Below are 15,920 nucleotides of genomic sequence, written 5' to 3'. Positions count from 1 at the left end.
ATTCAATCAGCTTCTTTCTAAGATTTATCTTTTCTTAATAATTTCACTATAGGGTTATTTAAAAGGCTCTCTACATAAGCTTTTTTCCCAATTTGTCTTATTGCATCGCTATATGTTGGGTAAGCATGAATCATACTTTGTATTTTCGTTAGCTTTATTTTTCTATCTGCCATCAGCTTAAACTCATGCAACAGTTCTCCACCGCGTTCGCCCAATATATGTACTCCCAAAATATAATTTTTTTTATCGACTATCACCTTTATATATCCATTTGTAGTCTCTTCTGTTTTCGCACGGTCTAAGTCCCTATAATCATATTCATATACTTTATAATTGCCTTCTCCTAGTATGCTTTCTGCCTGTAGCTCTGTTATTCCAAAACGAGCTAACTCAGGATCTGTAAATGTAACCCAAGGAATAAGATCGTATCTCACTCTTTTTTTCAACACAAAAGGTAATATCGCATTCCTAGCTGCCAGCATTCCTTGATATTCTGCCATATGGCTAAACCTATAAGGTCCAACCACATCACCACAAGCATATATGTTTTTCTGAGTAGTCTGCAAATACTTATTAACTCTAATCCCTTTGAAATCCCAATCCATTTCCATATCGCTTGGAAATAGTTCTCCAAGATCTACAATTCTCCCAATTGCAACAAATACTTTTTGTGTTTCTATATGCTTATTTCCCTCTCCACAAAGCCTTACTCCATGCTCTGATTTTGAAATTGCTTGAAGTTTAAAGTTATCAACAAAATGAACGCCTTCATCCTCTAAATTATGTTTCAATCTTCTGCTAAGTTCAGCATCTTCCTTTTTCAATATGTGTCTGCGCCTCAATATAACCCCTACATCACAGCCTAGCCTATTAAAAACCTGGGCCATTTCTATAGCTATTGGACCTGCTCCAACTATAATCATACTTTCAGGTATAGTCTCCATCTTAAATATATTTTCATTAGTCAGAATCTCTACGCCCTCTTCAACGGCACACCTAATTGGAGCTGGTTTAGTCCCAGTTGCTACTATAAATTTCTCTGCCGTTATTACCTGTGATTCCACTCTCAATTGGTTTTGCGATTCAAATCTAGCTGTACCTCTATAAAAATCCACACCTTTTCTCTTAAAAGCCTCTGGAGTTTCACCTGCATAAACATTTTGTATGGTTGTTCTAACCGAATCCATTATAGCAACTGAATCCAACTCTATCGTAAGTGCCTCCGAAATAAAATCTAACTTACACGCTTCGTGAACTCTCTTACCCAAATGTATCAATGCTTTAGATGGTATACAACCTGACCAAGTACACTCTCCCCCAGGTAGATTTTTGTCAACTAGTGCAACCCTCTTTCCAAATCCAACTGCAGTCAGTGCTGCTGTTATTCCAGCTCCTCCTGCACCTATAACTACTAAATCATATTGTTTCATATCATCATCTCCCGATTATTCATAGAAAAAATATGGCTCTCCATCAAATGTCCAATATGTTTTTGTTCCTAGCTCTTCTCGTTTTGAGCTAAATAATTCCCACAAATATCCATCATTTTCAATCGATAAAACATAACCCATCAAATTAGACTTCACATCTGCTACAATACCTTTCATTTCAAACTTATTTTCATCTGATCTTATGAAATTACCTGATTTCAAAAGCACCTTTTTAGTTCCATTTTCAGAATCTATTTGCTTTTTAAAACTATCCCCGATTGTCAATACTCCGTCTATGACTTTGCCCTCAAATATATTTTTATACCCTAAAAATTCGGCAACTTTAATTGATTTTGGACAGTTTAACAATTCATCAACAGTCCCCGTCTGTAATACTTTACCCTCTTTCATTATACTTATAACATCTGAAACTTCGAAAGATTCTTCCAAATCATGCGTAACAAATACAATAGTCATTTTGTATTTGTTGTGTAATCGTTTTATGAGCTTTCTCATGTTTTTTCTAAGCTGTTCGTCTAAAGCACTAAATGGTTCATCCATTAATAATATTCTAGGTTTTAGCACTAGTGCTCTAGCTATAGCAGCTCTTTGTGCCTGCCCTCCACTTATCTCTCTAGGATACCGACTCCCTAGTTCTTCTATCTGAAGCTCTTTTAAATATCTTCTAGCTATATCATATCGCTCTTTTTTCTTTATTCCTTTCATTTTTAAACCAAAACAAACATTATCGAGAACATTTAAATGCGGTAATAACAACGCTTCTTGAAATATATACCCAACATCATTTTGGTCTATTTTAATTTCTCCAATCGTGTGATTTTCAAGACCTGCAAGTAATCTCAAAAGAGTTGTTTTTCCGCAACCTGACGCTCCTAAAAGTGTGTGAAAGCATCCTTCTTTGATAGAAAGATTTGTTAACTCAAGCTCGAAATTTTTATCATCATATTTAAATTTCAAATTTCTAATATCTATACTCACAAAACCACCCCTAATTCCTTTTATATCTTTTGCTAAGTATTTTCTCTAATATCAACATAAATGATACTGCTACCAAAGCAAATACTAAGCTGTAGATAGCACCTATACTCATATTTCCACCACTTAAATAAGGATACATTTGAGTTGATAATGTCTGTACTCTACCATTTCCGACAAATAAAGTCAAAACATATTGACTCATGGATATCAAGAACATTAAATGAAACCCCGCCAAAAAACTCGGCCACATCATAGGTATTTGTACAAATAATCGAATCTGATAAGATTTGGCATTTAAAAATTTTGACTGTTCTAAATATCTATAATCAAAATTTTCATAACTAGCCTTTATAATTCTTATACCATATGGCAAACATGGAATCAAATGAACTATTATAATTCCAAACATATTACCAGTTAATCCCATTATACTCAAACTCTTATAAAGACCTAGAGTTATTACAACTGGTGATATTAGTATCGGCAAAAACATAATTCCCTCTAACAATCTGCTTTTTAAGCTATTGTATTTGCTTAAATATTTTCCAATAGGTATGGACATAGCAAGTCCAATAATACTAGTCATTGCACCAATAATTATAGTATTTAAAAGCGAGCTGTAAAATCTAGCATCGCTAAATACATTTATCCACCATGACATTGTAAAATGCTCTGGCAAAATATATGGCCATGAATAGCGCTGTCCTACACTCCATATTAAAAGAACTACAATTGGAAGTATCATAATCAAACTAAATAAGGTGAGGACAATCCAATTTATAGTCAGATTTTTCTTCATCTCTTGTCCTCCTCAATTCCTTTATCGTAAAAGTACCACCCTATTATTCCCACGATAATTACTATAGCTATCAATACAAAATTGGCAGCAAGTGCCTCTGGTCTGCCTTCAAATGGCCCCTTTGTATATTTCAGATAGCTATAAACCGAAAGCGTTTGTGGATAGGTCTGACCCAAAAAATAGGGCAATTCAAATGCAGATAAACTGTATGCAAATATTATAAAAACGCTAGTCACAAATGTGTTTTTTATCATGGGGAATACAATTGTAACAAAAAACTCAAATCTATTAGCCCCGTATACTTTTCCCAGGTCATACCATCTTTCTTGAATTTCTTCCAATCTTGGATAAAGCATCAACAACATAAATGGAATAGTCTTCCACAAATATCCCAGTATTATTCCAATTCCAAATCTATCATTTACGAGTACAGGAAATTCACTCATAGAATCTATCAGCCCCAAACTAAAACAAATTCTTGCCAGAAAACCACTTTGCATAAACATTATGAATAGACAAAATGCTGCTACTATATAGGGGAATAGTACTGGTAATAATAATATATTTTTTACTGCTCTAGCTTTTTTATTTAGTCCACTCTCTCGTAAACAATACAGTGAATAAAACAAAATTAAGCAAAATATTCCTGCTAAAAGCGTAGTCATAATTGAAAGTCGCAGGCTAAGCAGTAACGAATCTCTAAAGTCCTCTTTTCCAAATAATTCAATATAATTCTGAATGCCACCATTTTGAAGACTCTGCATTATCCCCTGTATAATTCCAGAAAGCATAAGTATCAACACAAAAAATACTGAACTATAACTTATTATGTTTTTTCTAATTTTTCGCAACATTTTCTATCCATTCTGCTTCTAATACCTGAATATATCGTCCACTCATCTCTGGAAGGGCTTTTTCTTCCAACTCGCTACTAGATAATGTTGATTCACCCAAATCCAAATTTTTGTACTCTAATAACTGATTATCGCTCATCTTAGAAACGTCTATAACCATCTGATCTCCCCAATGCTTCGGATTCAATTTTCTAATCTGAGCCTCTGGAGAAACCATAAAATCAATCGCAACAAGTGCCGCTGATTTTTGAGTACTATTTTGTGGTATAGCCCAAAAATGAGTATTTGAAAGTGTTCCATCCTCTAGCACAAAAGTTCTAGTAGTTTCTGGAAACTGCCCACTTTGAATCATAGCTTCTGCATGTAGTGGATTATATGACATGGTAATCCAAATCTCTTCACTAGCATACAATTGGTCTACCTTTCCACTAGTTTCAGGATAAGTTTCTCCTTTTCGCCATAAATATGGTTTCATCTCATTTAAATAATCCCAAAGTGGAGTTAACTCTGGCTTTAAACTCTCTCTCGTAAACTCCCCTAAATATTTTTCATATCCTCCTGTAAGCTCATATAATGCTAATCTTATAAAGGCACTTCCAGTAAAATCTGGTGGAGCAGGGTATGCAAATTTACCTGGATTTTTTTTAGCAAATTCCATAAGTTCAGCCATGCTCTTAGGTGGATTATTTACGTACTTTGTATTGTATGTAAATACCAATTGTGATCTTCCCCATGGAACCTCGTACCCTTCTGTTTCATTTCCAAAATCCAATTTATTTTCATCTGAATCTTTGTCAAAATACAATTCATAACTTGGAAGTTTAGCTATTATTTTTTCAGTCAATAAACCATTTTCTTTGGCGTTTTTAAAATTTTCTCCATTTATCCATAGAAGGTCAACACTTCCATCTTTTTTTTGAATTTCCTTTTCAGCAAGCAATTGATTTATAGTATCAGCAATATCTGTAACTGGTATTCTCTTAAAATCAATATCGTATTTTGACTTAAGTTCTGGACTTACATACTCATCCATATAGCGATTTACTACTTCACTGCCACCCCACATATAAGCTGCTACCTCTTGTCCTTTTGCATCTTCTAATATTTCATTCCACGCTGCTGTTTCAATATCAACACTTGATTTTGTTTTCTCTGAACTACATCCACTCATACAAAATCCTGCTATCAATATTATGCTCAACATAAATAATCTAAACTTTTTCATACTAATCTTCTCCTCCTTGGGTATATTTTGAGTATAGTTACCTATAAAATAATTTATTCACTAATTTCCATTATAAACCAATATAAGGATGTGATTCAATGTATCTTATCTTATCAATAAGCGCTATACTATTATCTTCACTTATAGAATATCTTTATCACCGCCTTTATCTGCATCACTCTGCTGAAATTGATCATATAAAATCTCATCATGCTCAGTTTAGAGGTTCAAAGTTTTCTGTAGAGCAAGCTAATTTAAAAGAAATAGTTTCTAGCAAAAAATACATACTACTAAATATTTTGCCATATGGATTAATTTCTCTTTATATTGGCTTTGATAACTTGAGCTTTGGAATAATATTCTTTTCATTCGCTCTTCTTTATACCCTATGGGTTGAGGTTTCTCACTATATTTATCACAAACCAATGGGATACTTCTTTGAAAATACTAAAACATTTAAACGACTAAAAAGACATCACAAACTTCATCATTCATATTATATAGTCAATTATGGAATTGGATCTAGACACTGGGACTTTATATTGAGAAGTTTTAGGAGGTTCTAATGAAAAAACTATCATCGAAAATATTTGCAATATTTATTTCAATGTTACTAACATTATTTGCTATGGGTATAGCATCATATACTGCAACAAATACCCAAACTCAGCATTTATACTTAACTGATTTGCTAGGTCAAGAAAAATATTTACTTGAAAAAAATATAAGGGAGACACTTCACTTAGGTGAACTAGCCTTGTTTGCTCCAGATAGATTTGAATCCCAATACGAACGACAATATGGTTTAATACAGGAATCTTCTAAATCCCTTGATAATCTTTTGGAAGTTTTATCATCAAGAAGATATATTCTAGAAAACGGTGATGTCTTTCTATTGGACTTCACAAGTGAATTTAATGATGTATTTTCTGATGCAACAGATAAATTGATATCACTTTGGACTCAAATAAAAATAGATCAAGACTATCTTTTCAGTCTTGATTCTACATCAAATAGGATTATGTATTCTAACAAACTTATAAACCTTGACAATCTATCTTCTGAACTAATAAAAGCGTCTGATTTGGTAATAAAAATCTGCGAACAAGCCGCTGAAAAACAAACACATACAAGCAATTTAATACAATTATTTAGCATTTCATTCTCTATACTAGTTTTTATATTTTTGATAATATTCATTAGATCAAATTTCTACAAAACCATAAAAAATATAAAGCTTGTATTTAAAAGTATGAGTCTTGGTGATTTCAAACAATTTTTTTCTAGAAAACAAGACGATGAATTTAAGGAACTATACAATAACTTCAATCATTTCATAGACAATCTAGAATTTATCTTTAATCTAGAAAATAACATACTAGAAGAATCCAGACTTGATCCTATGTTACTTTATATTGATTCTGGTTTTAAAAAGTTCATGCCGTTTAGTTCTATGAGTTTCCAGTATATAAAAGACAGCAAAAATACAATAGCAAAACATATATCAAATGGCAACGTTTCAACAATAAATGATTGCTCTCAATCTCTAATAAAACTAGAAACCATAGCAACATCCAATCAAAAACTTTATCTTCCCATAAACAACAAAAATCACATGATTGGAGTTTTATCGTTTCACTTTGAAAAAGACATAGAACAATCCTCTATAAACTTTGTCAAAATACTTGAACCTAAACTCACTCTTGGATTTTACAAGGTATTTTTGCTAGACAACCTTCTTGGAATCGTCACTAGGTCATTGTCTGAAGTTACTGAAGCTAGGGATCCTGAAACTGGAAATCACCTAATTAGAATGAGTAAATATAGTCAGATTATTGCTCAAAAATTACATTCACAAAAATATGAACCTTCTATAGTAGATATAGATTTTGTAAACAATATCCTTATTACTGCACCCATGCACGATATTGGCAAAGTAGGTATTTCGGATAGTATTCTCTTAAAACCTGGCAAACTGAATGAAGATGAGCGAGTTATAATGAATACACATGCAGAAATAGGTGGCAAAGTTCTAGAACACATTGATAGCCAATTCAAAGTTTTTGGTATAAATTACTTCGAACAGGCAGTTCGAATAGCTTATGGTCATCACGAAAAATACGATGGAACGGGTTATCCAAATGGACTTTCACATAAATCAATACCCATTGAGGCTAGAATATGTGCAGTAGCAGATGTATTCGATGCCCTAACTTCAAAAAGGCCATACAAAGAAGCTTTTTCTATAGAAAAAAGCCTAAATATATTAAAAGAAGGTCGTGAAAAACACTTCGATCCAAATGTTTTAGACGCCTTCTTCGATAGCCTAGATGATATTCTAAAAATTTATGACAAATACAAGGAGATTTAGCTCCTTGTATTTTTTTATATTATCTCTTTCTTTTCAAGCTCTATTCTACTGTAAGGCTCCCTATCTTCAACTATTTTTTCGTAAATTTCAGACGTAGCTCCGTGAATATATGGTAGAACAAAAAAAGATACGAGTATTCCTTTTATTGAATTGATTATAATACTATTAGAATTGCCAATCAGCATCATAGAACCAATGCTTCCTATAAGAATCCATCCTATAAAAGATAATTGAAATATACATACATTTCCTTTGTTTCCCTTCATGAGTTGCTCACTAAGAATTACTACTTCAGAATTTTCCATATTCGGTCTATCTACTAAGATCATAGGAACTAACATGTATGCATATGTCTTGATTATCAATGTCACCCCAGTAAATATCCCTGCTATTATTGCTAATAACATCGCCATATCCCAACTAATTATTTCTGCTTCCGAAATATAAAATGGTATGTCTATACTAGCTACAAATATTGTACTCCAAAACAGCAAATAAACGTCTTTTCTAAATAGACCTTTTACAATATTTTTGTATCTACCATTTTCAAAGGCAAATTTTAGATTCGATAATTTCGATATCCCATCTCTATTCAAATCTATATAATATTTCCAACATCCAACACCTATTGGACCAATTATGAATATTTGAACAACAAAATATATACCTACCAGCGCAATTATATTAAATGCTATTCCATTTACTGTAAATAATGCTCTTTTGTCAAAATTTAAAAATCTTTGAGCACTATTTGCATCCTGTGCTGTAAACATCAATATTAAACTCACCAAAAGCATAGGCAAGTATCCTCTTGACATCATCTTTCTAGCCTTTCTTTTAACTCCTCCTATTGTCCACATTAAAACATCCCCTTCTACATCGTCAATTTATATGTTAATTGTCTATGTTTATTTTAACATTTAAATATCAAATTTGCACTAAATTACATCCTTTTTCTCGGATTTGAAATTAAAATCCGAGTACTCAATCAATATTTCATAAATCTCAGCTATTCCACCATTTATGTAAGGAATCAGCAATGTAAGAAGTGGCAGTGATAATATCAATGCTACACTATCTCTAATTGCAACAATCAAAAATAATACTACCATTCCTATCAATATACTCCATCCCATAAATGACAAATAGTACACAAATACATCCCATTTATTTCTATTCATGAGTTTAGAACTTAATCTAACTGGCTCAGAATTTTCAATATTAGGTTTATCTACTAATATGAGAGGAACTAACATGTACTCTAATATTTTTGACCATAATAGGATTGTAAATGGTATTCCAAATACTATGTTTATAAGAGTCCCATAACTTGCCTCTATAATATATGCATTTGTTAAACTACTAGCTATAACCTTACTGGCTATTAGAAATAACCCCCAGAAAATAAGGTATAAATCTCTTCTAAACAAACTCTTTACTATGCTTTTATAGTTGTCTCTTTCAAACCCAAATTTCAGCTTGCTAAAATCAGAATGACCATCCCTATTTAAGTCTATATAGTATTTCCAAACACCTACGCTGAGAGGATTAAGTACAAGAAAGCCTATCATTGCAATTCCTACTGTAATTAATGCTATTTGGGCATCCAATTCTACGTATCCATACGTATGTTTCACGAACAGCTCATCTATGAGGCTTTCAAGCGATCTAATATTGTTGAAACCTGCCTCTGATATAACAAGTATAATTCCCACAATAAGCATTTTAAAGTAATTTTGACTCATCATTTTCTTGCTTCGCTCTTTGACTCCGGCTCTACTCCACATAAAAACATCTCCTCTTTTGATTTAGTTAAATATTTACGTTTATTTTAACACGCCAATCTTAACTCTGTATTAAATTTAATACAAACAAAAAAAGCTCTACCGCCTTGAGTTGTCAAAACAGTAAAGCTCTAATATTTACATTACACCATCTCTAATACCAATTTCACGTATTTCTTCATAAAATGCTCCCATAGCCATTTGATAGTATGGCTGTACAAATATAACCCCTACAAAAAATACAAGTACACCCAAAGCAAACCATCCTATAAATGATAATTGCAATAAAAACAACTGAAATTTATTTCCTTTCATAAGCGATCTACTCATTTTTATTGCCTTTCTAGCTCCCACAGATTCATCTTCAGATAGTAAATATGGAACTAGCGCATAACTATAGCTTTTAACAACAAGAACTATAGCTGCAATAGAACTTGAAACAATAGCCAATATTAACATGCTTACATACTCACTCTTATGATTCTCTACTGAAGAAATACTGATAATCAATATGAACAATACTGTTGGTAACACTCCCCACAAAAACAGATAGAAATCTCTCAAAAGTATCCCTAAAACACTTTTAAAATATGTTCCCTTTTTAAAGCCAAATGAAACTTCATTTAAATCACTTTCGCCATCTCGCATAGACCTTGAAAAATATCTTCTACATCCCACTTCCAATGGTCCTAAAAAGAAGATTTTAAAAGCAAATGCAAGCAATACTATCATCAAATAATAAATTACTATAGCGATAAAAAACAAGTGCGCTCCAGCAGAAACTGATTCCTCATCTTCATCTCCAAACAAAGAATCATACGACTTATGAGTTTCGTTAATCTCTTGATTTTCAAAATCATCATACTCATATTCATCTATACTATCTTCTATAATTTCTTGACTCAAAAATGAAATCTGACTTATTGCCGCCATTACTTGTATTCCACCTGGAGTTTTAGCTCCACTATTACTAATTGCAAACATAGTAATGACACTTATCAAAAATGCTGTCCAATACGATTTTTTTAAAAATTCCCAAGCTCTTTTTTTTACCCTTCCTATACTCCACATAAAACCCAAACGCCTCCAAACTTGTATGATTACTTATCTTCAGAATCTTTCTTTTCTAATGATATTCTGTCTTCAAGTCCAGATGTTTGTTCATCTTCAACTATCTCTTCATCTACACTATAACCCAATTCCCAAGCTTCTGCGATTCCAGATTCTAATGCATTTTTTCTAAGTTTCTCATAAACTTCTGCCATCGCTCCATTGTAGTATGGATGTACTAGACAAATTCCAAATCCCAGCAAAAGTGCTCCCAAAAAGTACCAACCTATGAAAGATAAATCAAAAACCCAGTTTTTAAACTTATGTCCGTCCATCATTTGTCTACTAAGTTCTATAGCCCTCTTACTTCCTATCTCTGGATTATCACTTACTATCATCCCAACTAAACGATATGAATATCTCTTTATGATTACAGGAATACACCCTATAAACATAACGATAAATGTAAGCATTATTATCCAAATCAAATCAGTAACATATGTTGCACTCATAGTTAAAAGCATAAATACAAGAAGACCTACTAATGAAATAAGACTCCAGAAAAATAAATACAAATTTTTTCTAAATATAGACTTTACTACAGGCATATAACTATCTCTCTTAAAACCTGCACCCACTTGATTTAAATCACTTTCGCCCTTTCTATTGTTTTTTATAAAATATCCCCAACAGCCTACTCCAAGTGGATTGAGTACGAATATTTTTAATGACAATACCAAAAGCATAATTATCGCCATAACAACAAAGAATACAGATGAAAAAATAGTAAATGCCTCGCGTTCACTCTCATCCATTTGACTTGATATTTCATTGAAGATATTGCCAAAATCAAGATCTTCCATTCTATTGCTAAATTTTATATTATCTAAATCCTCATCAAAATTTGCACTATCAAATCCAGTATTTGAGTCTACTTTTTCGTTAGACTCTATATCCTTTACTATAGTTCTAATACTATTAGTTCCACCAAAATTAAAATTAATTTTAAAACTGCTATAAGATGTACTTCCACCTGAAAATACCAATATAAGACTGACTAAAAGCATAGCTAAATAACTTCGCTTCATGACGCTTATGCTCTTACGCTTTGCATCCATTATCTTCCACATATACTGCACCTCTCTTAAATAAAATTTTATGAATTAAAACAAACAACTTCATTCTAACATATTTTCAGTTATTTTAAAATGTCAAAACTCAATATATAAGAAAAATTTAATCTAAAAATTGCGAAAATCCCCATCCTATACTCTAAGCTAACTTACTCGATTTAGCAAAAGTATAGGATGGGGATGAATAGCAATATTCTTTAGGCTATTCGATATATCCGAAATAATAGGGCTCACAACTGAGAATGCCTCACATTTTTAAGTGTGTGATTATGTCATTATATCAACATTGTAATTAATTTACAGATATATGGTGCAATTCTGTTTCCTTGCAAATACCTGCATCAAAAGCGGTCTCTTTTAAAACTATATACAATTCCGCTCTAGTGGCATTTTCATAAGGCATAACCAAAAATACTCCCAATCCAAAAGCTAACAATCCCAATAAATACCATCCTATGAATGATAAATCCAATATCCACATATTAAACTTATGTCCTCTAGTCATATTATTACTAAGCTCTAAAGCCCTCTTAGTATCTATATTTGGGTTTTCTGCTAAAATATATGGAACCATTCTATAAGCATAGTGTTTTACTATTCCAGGTATTACAAGAAGCAATGTCCAAAGAAAAATATAAAGTTCTCTAAAAAACATAGTTCTGACTATAGTCTTATAGTGCCCTTGTTTAAACGCATAGCCTAAATTATTTAAATCAAAACTCTCTCCAGTAGAGTCTACAAAATACTTTTGAACTCCAACCTCAATAGGCAATCCAATAAATATTCTAGCAACAATAGCTATAATTATAGCAAAAAACATTCCGCTAAGTATTCCTGCTACCAACATCGGAGTTTCAGCAAATTGTAATGGTTCTCCATTCATAAGCCTTACTCCACCATCCCACCAATCTCTAGTTTCGAATGAAAACATCCTCCCGTCACCTACAACAAGTGCAAGTACTAAACTCGCTAACAATGCCTTGAAATAAGAAATTCTCAAAATATCCCTAGCTCTCATCTTAAGCGATCCTCTAGTCCACATAAAAACGCCTCCTATTTCATTATTTTTTTAATCCACTCGAATTCCTTCTCTTTATATGGTGGATAAGGTAATTTGATTCTTATCTTTGTTGATTTTTTAAGTACACTTTTTTGATGAGTAAATGTATCAAAACTCTCCTTCCCGTGGTATAAACCCATTCCACTTTCGCCAACTCCTCCAAAAGGCAATCTATTATTCACAATATGGGATAATGTATCATTTACACATCCCCCACCATAATGCAGTTTTTCGATTACTCTATCTACAAAAATATCATTTTCAGAAAAAACATATAACGCTAGTGATTTAGGCCTGTCTCTAAGTTCTTCAATCAAATCCTCTATATTTTCATAATTGAGTACGGGAAGTATTGGCCCAAATATCTCTTCTTTCATAACATCATCATATTCAGACACCATGGACATAAGTGTAGGCTCTATATACAGCTCATCTCTATCACATTCACCACCATAAATTACCTTTACCTCATTTAGGTAATTTATCAAACGATCAAATTGTTTCTCGTTTACTATCCTACCATAATCCAATGATTTTTTTGGATTCTCTCCGTAAAACCTATTTATAACCTTAACCAATTCTTTTTTAAAATCAGATTCTATAGAGGAATGTACATAAACATGATCTGGAGCTAAGCAAGTTTGCCCAGCATTTAAAAACTTCCCCCATACTATTCTCTCCGCTGCAACTTTAATATTTGCATCCTTATGAACTATAGTAGGATTTTTTCCACCAAGTTCTAGTGTAATAGGTGTCAAATTTTCAGATGCTCTGCTCATTATATACTTACCCACTTTTTGGCTTCCTGTAAAAAATATATAATCCACTCCTAGTTCAATAATTTTATCTGTTATCGCATGATCTCCCTTTATAAAATGTATATAATCTTTTTCAAATGTCTCTTCAATCATATGCTCTATCACTTCCGAAACGCTAGGAGTCTCACTAGATGTTTTAATTAGAACTACATTTCCACCAGCTATAGCTCCAATCAGTGGCATTATAGCTAAATTAAATGGGTAATTCCAAGGTGCCATTATAAGAACTACTCCATATGGTTCTCTATAGATAGTAGACTTTGAACCAATTTGGCTTATTGGAGTTCTTACTTTTTTTGGTTTCATCCATTTTCTGAGATTGTTTATTACATAGTTTAATTCTTCTATAACCACTCCTATTTCAGTCATATAGGCTTCTGTTTTCGATTTTTTTAAATCTTTCTTTAGCGCTCGCAATATGGATTCTTCATTTTTTTCAATTGAGAGTTTAAGTTTTTCTAAACTCTCGAGCCTTTTTTCATAACTTCTAGTAATATCTGTTTTGTAATACGTTCTCATTTCACTTAAATACTTCTCTGGTTCTGGATACACGAACAAAACCTCCTTTTTCGGAATCTTCTTTCATTATACCCTTAAATAAGTTTTTTCCGAAATTATTTTTATAAGTCATATTTTTTACTTGTTTTTGCCATATACTTTAGAGGTATTATTAATTTATAATAGAAGAGTTACTATTGTCGCATTTCATTTAAGGAGGTATTATTATGCGATCTATCAGAAATTTTGTACAAACACGGCGCAATCTTTTAAATACTATATTTAAAATTTCGCTTCCAGCTATCATCGAAATGGGGCTAAATACTTTAGTTGGTCTAGCTGATACCCTGATGATTAGTTATTTGATTGGCAAGTCTGCACTAGCAGCGGTAGGTTTTGCAAATCAAATAGTATTTACAATCATATTTATATTTACTGCCTTTAACACCGGTGCCACTGCTCTTATTGCGAGAAATTACGGCGAGAAAGATTATGACAGAATGAAAAAAATAGCAGGACAAGCTCTTAGCATCAACTTTTTAATAGGTCTTGTAATAACTGCTCTATCATATCTCTATGCGAAAGATATGTTCAACATTTATGATGTGGATCCAGAAGTAATGGATTTGATCTTAACTTACTTCTATATAGTGGTTATAAGTATGCTTCCAATGTTCCTGTCGTTTTCATTCACTGCCGTTTTAAGAGGTTCTGGCGATACAGTCTCGCCTATGCTAGTAACTGGTATTGCAAATGTACTAAATATAATTGGAAACTACGTATTGATAACAGGTTTTGGACCTTTTCCTAAAATGGGTATTGCCGGCGCGGCATTATCAACTACTATATCTAGAATTATTGCACTAATTATTTATGCATATTTATTGTTTATAAAAGATAGCAAAATGAAAATAAATATACATCACTTGGGTTTATCAAATGATGTATTAGGACCACTTTGGAAATTATCGTATCCAGGAGCATTAGAACAATTTTCTATGCAAGGTTCTTTCCTAGTCTTGGGTATTATAATTTCTCAATTGGATACAAACTCCGAAGCAGCATTTAGAATTTTACTAAATATAGAATCTGTTTCATATATGCCAGCAGTAGGTATATCTATTGCCTCTGCAACACTTGTGGGAAAAGCTTTGGGAGAAAAGGATGTACAAAAAGCCAAAGATACTGGATATCTAACCTGTGGCATGGGTATAATATGGGGTCTGTTCATGAGTCTTATATTCCTTATATTACCTAGCTATGTACTGAGAATTTTTACACCTGATTTGAAACTAATCGCATTGGCAACTCCAGCCCTCATCATTGCTGGCTTTAATAATCCATTTTTAAATTTTATGATAATAATGGGTGGTGTACTTAGAGGTGCTGGTGATACTAAATATGTAATGGCTATAACCAGTCTTAGATTGTGGATAGTATTTCTTCCGTTTGCCTATGCATTTATAATCTTTTTCAATCAAGGAGTTACTGGTTTGTGGCAAGCAGAAATATTGTCATTTTTCATATTCTCAAATATCATGTTGCTTAGATTCAAGAGTGAGAACTGGACTAAGCTTGAAATTAAATAAAATAAAAAATCGCCTTCGGGTGATTTTTTTGTTTTAAAAATTTTTTGTTTAAAAATATTTTACTATAAAATTTTACGCACAAAAAAACTTGCAAAATCATTTGCAAGTTTTAATCTTGAGATCCAGCGACGTCCTACTCTCCCAGGCCGTCTCCAGCCAAGTACCATCAGCGCTAGAGGGCTTAACTTCTGTGTTCGGTATGGATACAGGTGTTGCCCCTCCGCCATTGTCACTAGATTCTCATTTTGAAAGTTTTGAACTTTCAAAACCGCATAAAATACTTCTTAACATCATTTGACTTATTATTGGT

The 15,920-nt window shown here is 32.5% G+C and carries 14 protein-coding genes and 1 rRNA gene; 3 read left to right on the top strand and 12 right to left on the bottom strand.

What is annotated here, in order from left to right:
- Nucleotides 1–17: 17 nt before the first annotated feature.
- Genes N4A40_08685 through N4A40_08665 form a run of 5 tightly spaced genes read right to left on the bottom strand, consistent with a single transcriptional unit; the run spans nucleotide 18 to nucleotide 5,307 of the window.
- Nucleotides 18–1,430, bottom strand: a complete 1,413-nt coding sequence (locus N4A40_08685; GenBank protein MCT4661921.1) for an NAD(P)/FAD-dependent oxidoreductase — start codon at nucleotides 1,428–1,430, stop codon at nucleotides 18–20.
- A gap of 15 nt (nucleotides 1,431–1,445) precedes the next feature.
- Nucleotides 1,446–2,429 carry an ABC transporter ATP-binding protein gene (locus N4A40_08680; protein ID MCT4661920.1) on the bottom strand — a complete coding sequence of 328 codons (984 nt, stop codon included), beginning with the start codon at nucleotides 2,427–2,429 and terminating at the stop codon, nucleotides 1,446–1,448.
- A 10-nt stretch (nucleotides 2,430–2,439) separates the two neighbouring features.
- A complete protein-coding gene (locus N4A40_08675) occupies nucleotides 2,440–3,228 on the bottom strand; it encodes an ABC transporter permease subunit (protein MCT4661919.1) in 789 nt (262 codons plus the stop codon).
- Nucleotides 3,225–4,082 carry an ABC transporter permease subunit gene (locus N4A40_08670; GenBank protein ID MCT4661918.1) on the bottom strand — a complete coding sequence of 286 codons (858 nt, stop codon included), beginning with the start codon at nucleotides 4,080–4,082 and terminating at the stop codon, nucleotides 3,225–3,227. Before N4A40_08670 ends, N4A40_08675 begins: the two co-directional genes overlap by 4 nt.
- Nucleotides 4,066–5,307 (bottom strand): ABC transporter substrate-binding protein, encoded by a 1,242-nt coding sequence (locus N4A40_08665; protein MCT4661917.1) that lies wholly within the window; start codon nucleotides 5,305–5,307, stop codon nucleotides 4,066–4,068. Before N4A40_08665 ends, N4A40_08670 begins: the two co-directional genes overlap by 17 nt.
- 98 nt (nucleotides 5,308–5,405) lie before the next feature.
- Here N4A40_08665 and N4A40_08660 point away from each other — a divergent pair, with 98 nt between their 5' ends.
- Together N4A40_08660 and N4A40_08655 are read left to right on the top strand one after the other, a co-directional pair.
- Nucleotides 5,406–5,873, top strand: coding sequence for a sterol desaturase family protein (locus tag N4A40_08660; protein ID MCT4661916.1), 468 nt, complete (start codon nucleotides 5,406–5,408; stop codon nucleotides 5,871–5,873).
- Complete coding sequence (locus N4A40_08655; protein MCT4661915.1) at nucleotides 5,873–7,678, top strand: HD domain-containing protein; 1,806 nt, start codon at nucleotides 5,873–5,875, stop codon at nucleotides 7,676–7,678. Before N4A40_08660 ends, N4A40_08655 begins: the two co-directional genes overlap by 1 nt.
- 14 nt (nucleotides 7,679–7,692) lie before the next feature.
- On the opposite strand, the gene N4A40_08650 is transcribed toward N4A40_08655, so the two are convergent.
- The 6 genes from N4A40_08650 to N4A40_08625 form a co-directional block, all read right to left on the bottom strand.
- A complete protein-coding gene (locus N4A40_08650) occupies nucleotides 7,693–8,538 on the bottom strand; it encodes a DUF975 family protein (protein MCT4661914.1) in 846 nt (281 codons plus the stop codon).
- Between the two features lie 78 nt (nucleotides 8,539–8,616).
- Nucleotides 8,617–9,465, bottom strand: a complete 849-nt coding sequence (locus N4A40_08645) for a DUF975 family protein (protein ID MCT4661913.1) — start codon at nucleotides 9,463–9,465, stop codon at nucleotides 8,617–8,619.
- 135 nt (nucleotides 9,466–9,600) lie between these two features.
- A complete protein-coding gene (locus N4A40_08640) occupies nucleotides 9,601–10,533 on the bottom strand; it encodes a DUF975 family protein (protein MCT4661912.1) in 933 nt (310 codons plus the stop codon).
- A 29-nt stretch (nucleotides 10,534–10,562) separates the two neighbouring features.
- Nucleotides 10,563–11,642: a DUF975 family protein gene (locus N4A40_08635; GenBank protein MCT4661911.1), complete on the bottom strand. Its 1,080-nt coding sequence runs from the start codon at nucleotides 11,640–11,642 to the stop codon at nucleotides 10,563–10,565.
- 295 nt (nucleotides 11,643–11,937) lie between these two features.
- Nucleotides 11,938–12,687 (bottom strand): DUF975 family protein, encoded by a 750-nt coding sequence (locus N4A40_08630; GenBank protein ID MCT4661910.1) that lies wholly within the window; start codon nucleotides 12,685–12,687, stop codon nucleotides 11,938–11,940.
- An 11-nt stretch (nucleotides 12,688–12,698) separates the two neighbouring features.
- Nucleotides 12,699–14,075, bottom strand: a complete 1,377-nt coding sequence (locus N4A40_08625; protein ID MCT4661909.1) for an aldehyde dehydrogenase — start codon at nucleotides 14,073–14,075, stop codon at nucleotides 12,699–12,701.
- Nucleotides 14,076–14,248: 173 nt separating this feature from the next.
- Here N4A40_08625 and N4A40_08620 point away from each other — a divergent pair, with 173 nt between their 5' ends.
- Nucleotides 14,249–15,610 carry an MATE family efflux transporter gene (locus N4A40_08620; protein ID MCT4661908.1) on the top strand — a complete coding sequence of 454 codons (1,362 nt, stop codon included), beginning with the start codon at nucleotides 14,249–14,251 and terminating at the stop codon, nucleotides 15,608–15,610.
- A gap of 120 nt (nucleotides 15,611–15,730) precedes the next feature.
- Here the strand turns inward: N4A40_08620 and rrf are convergent.
- Nucleotides 15,731–15,847 (bottom strand): 5S ribosomal RNA (gene rrf / locus N4A40_08615).
- Between the last annotated feature and the right edge of the window lie 73 nt (nucleotides 15,848–15,920).

Source organism: Tissierellales bacterium, from assembly GCA_025210965.1.
GTDB lineage: Bacteria > Bacillota > Clostridia > Tissierellales > JAOAQY01 > JAOAQY01.
The sequence above is the reverse complement of the archived record's forward strand: the minus strand, read 5'-3'. Positions and strand labels throughout refer to the sequence as shown.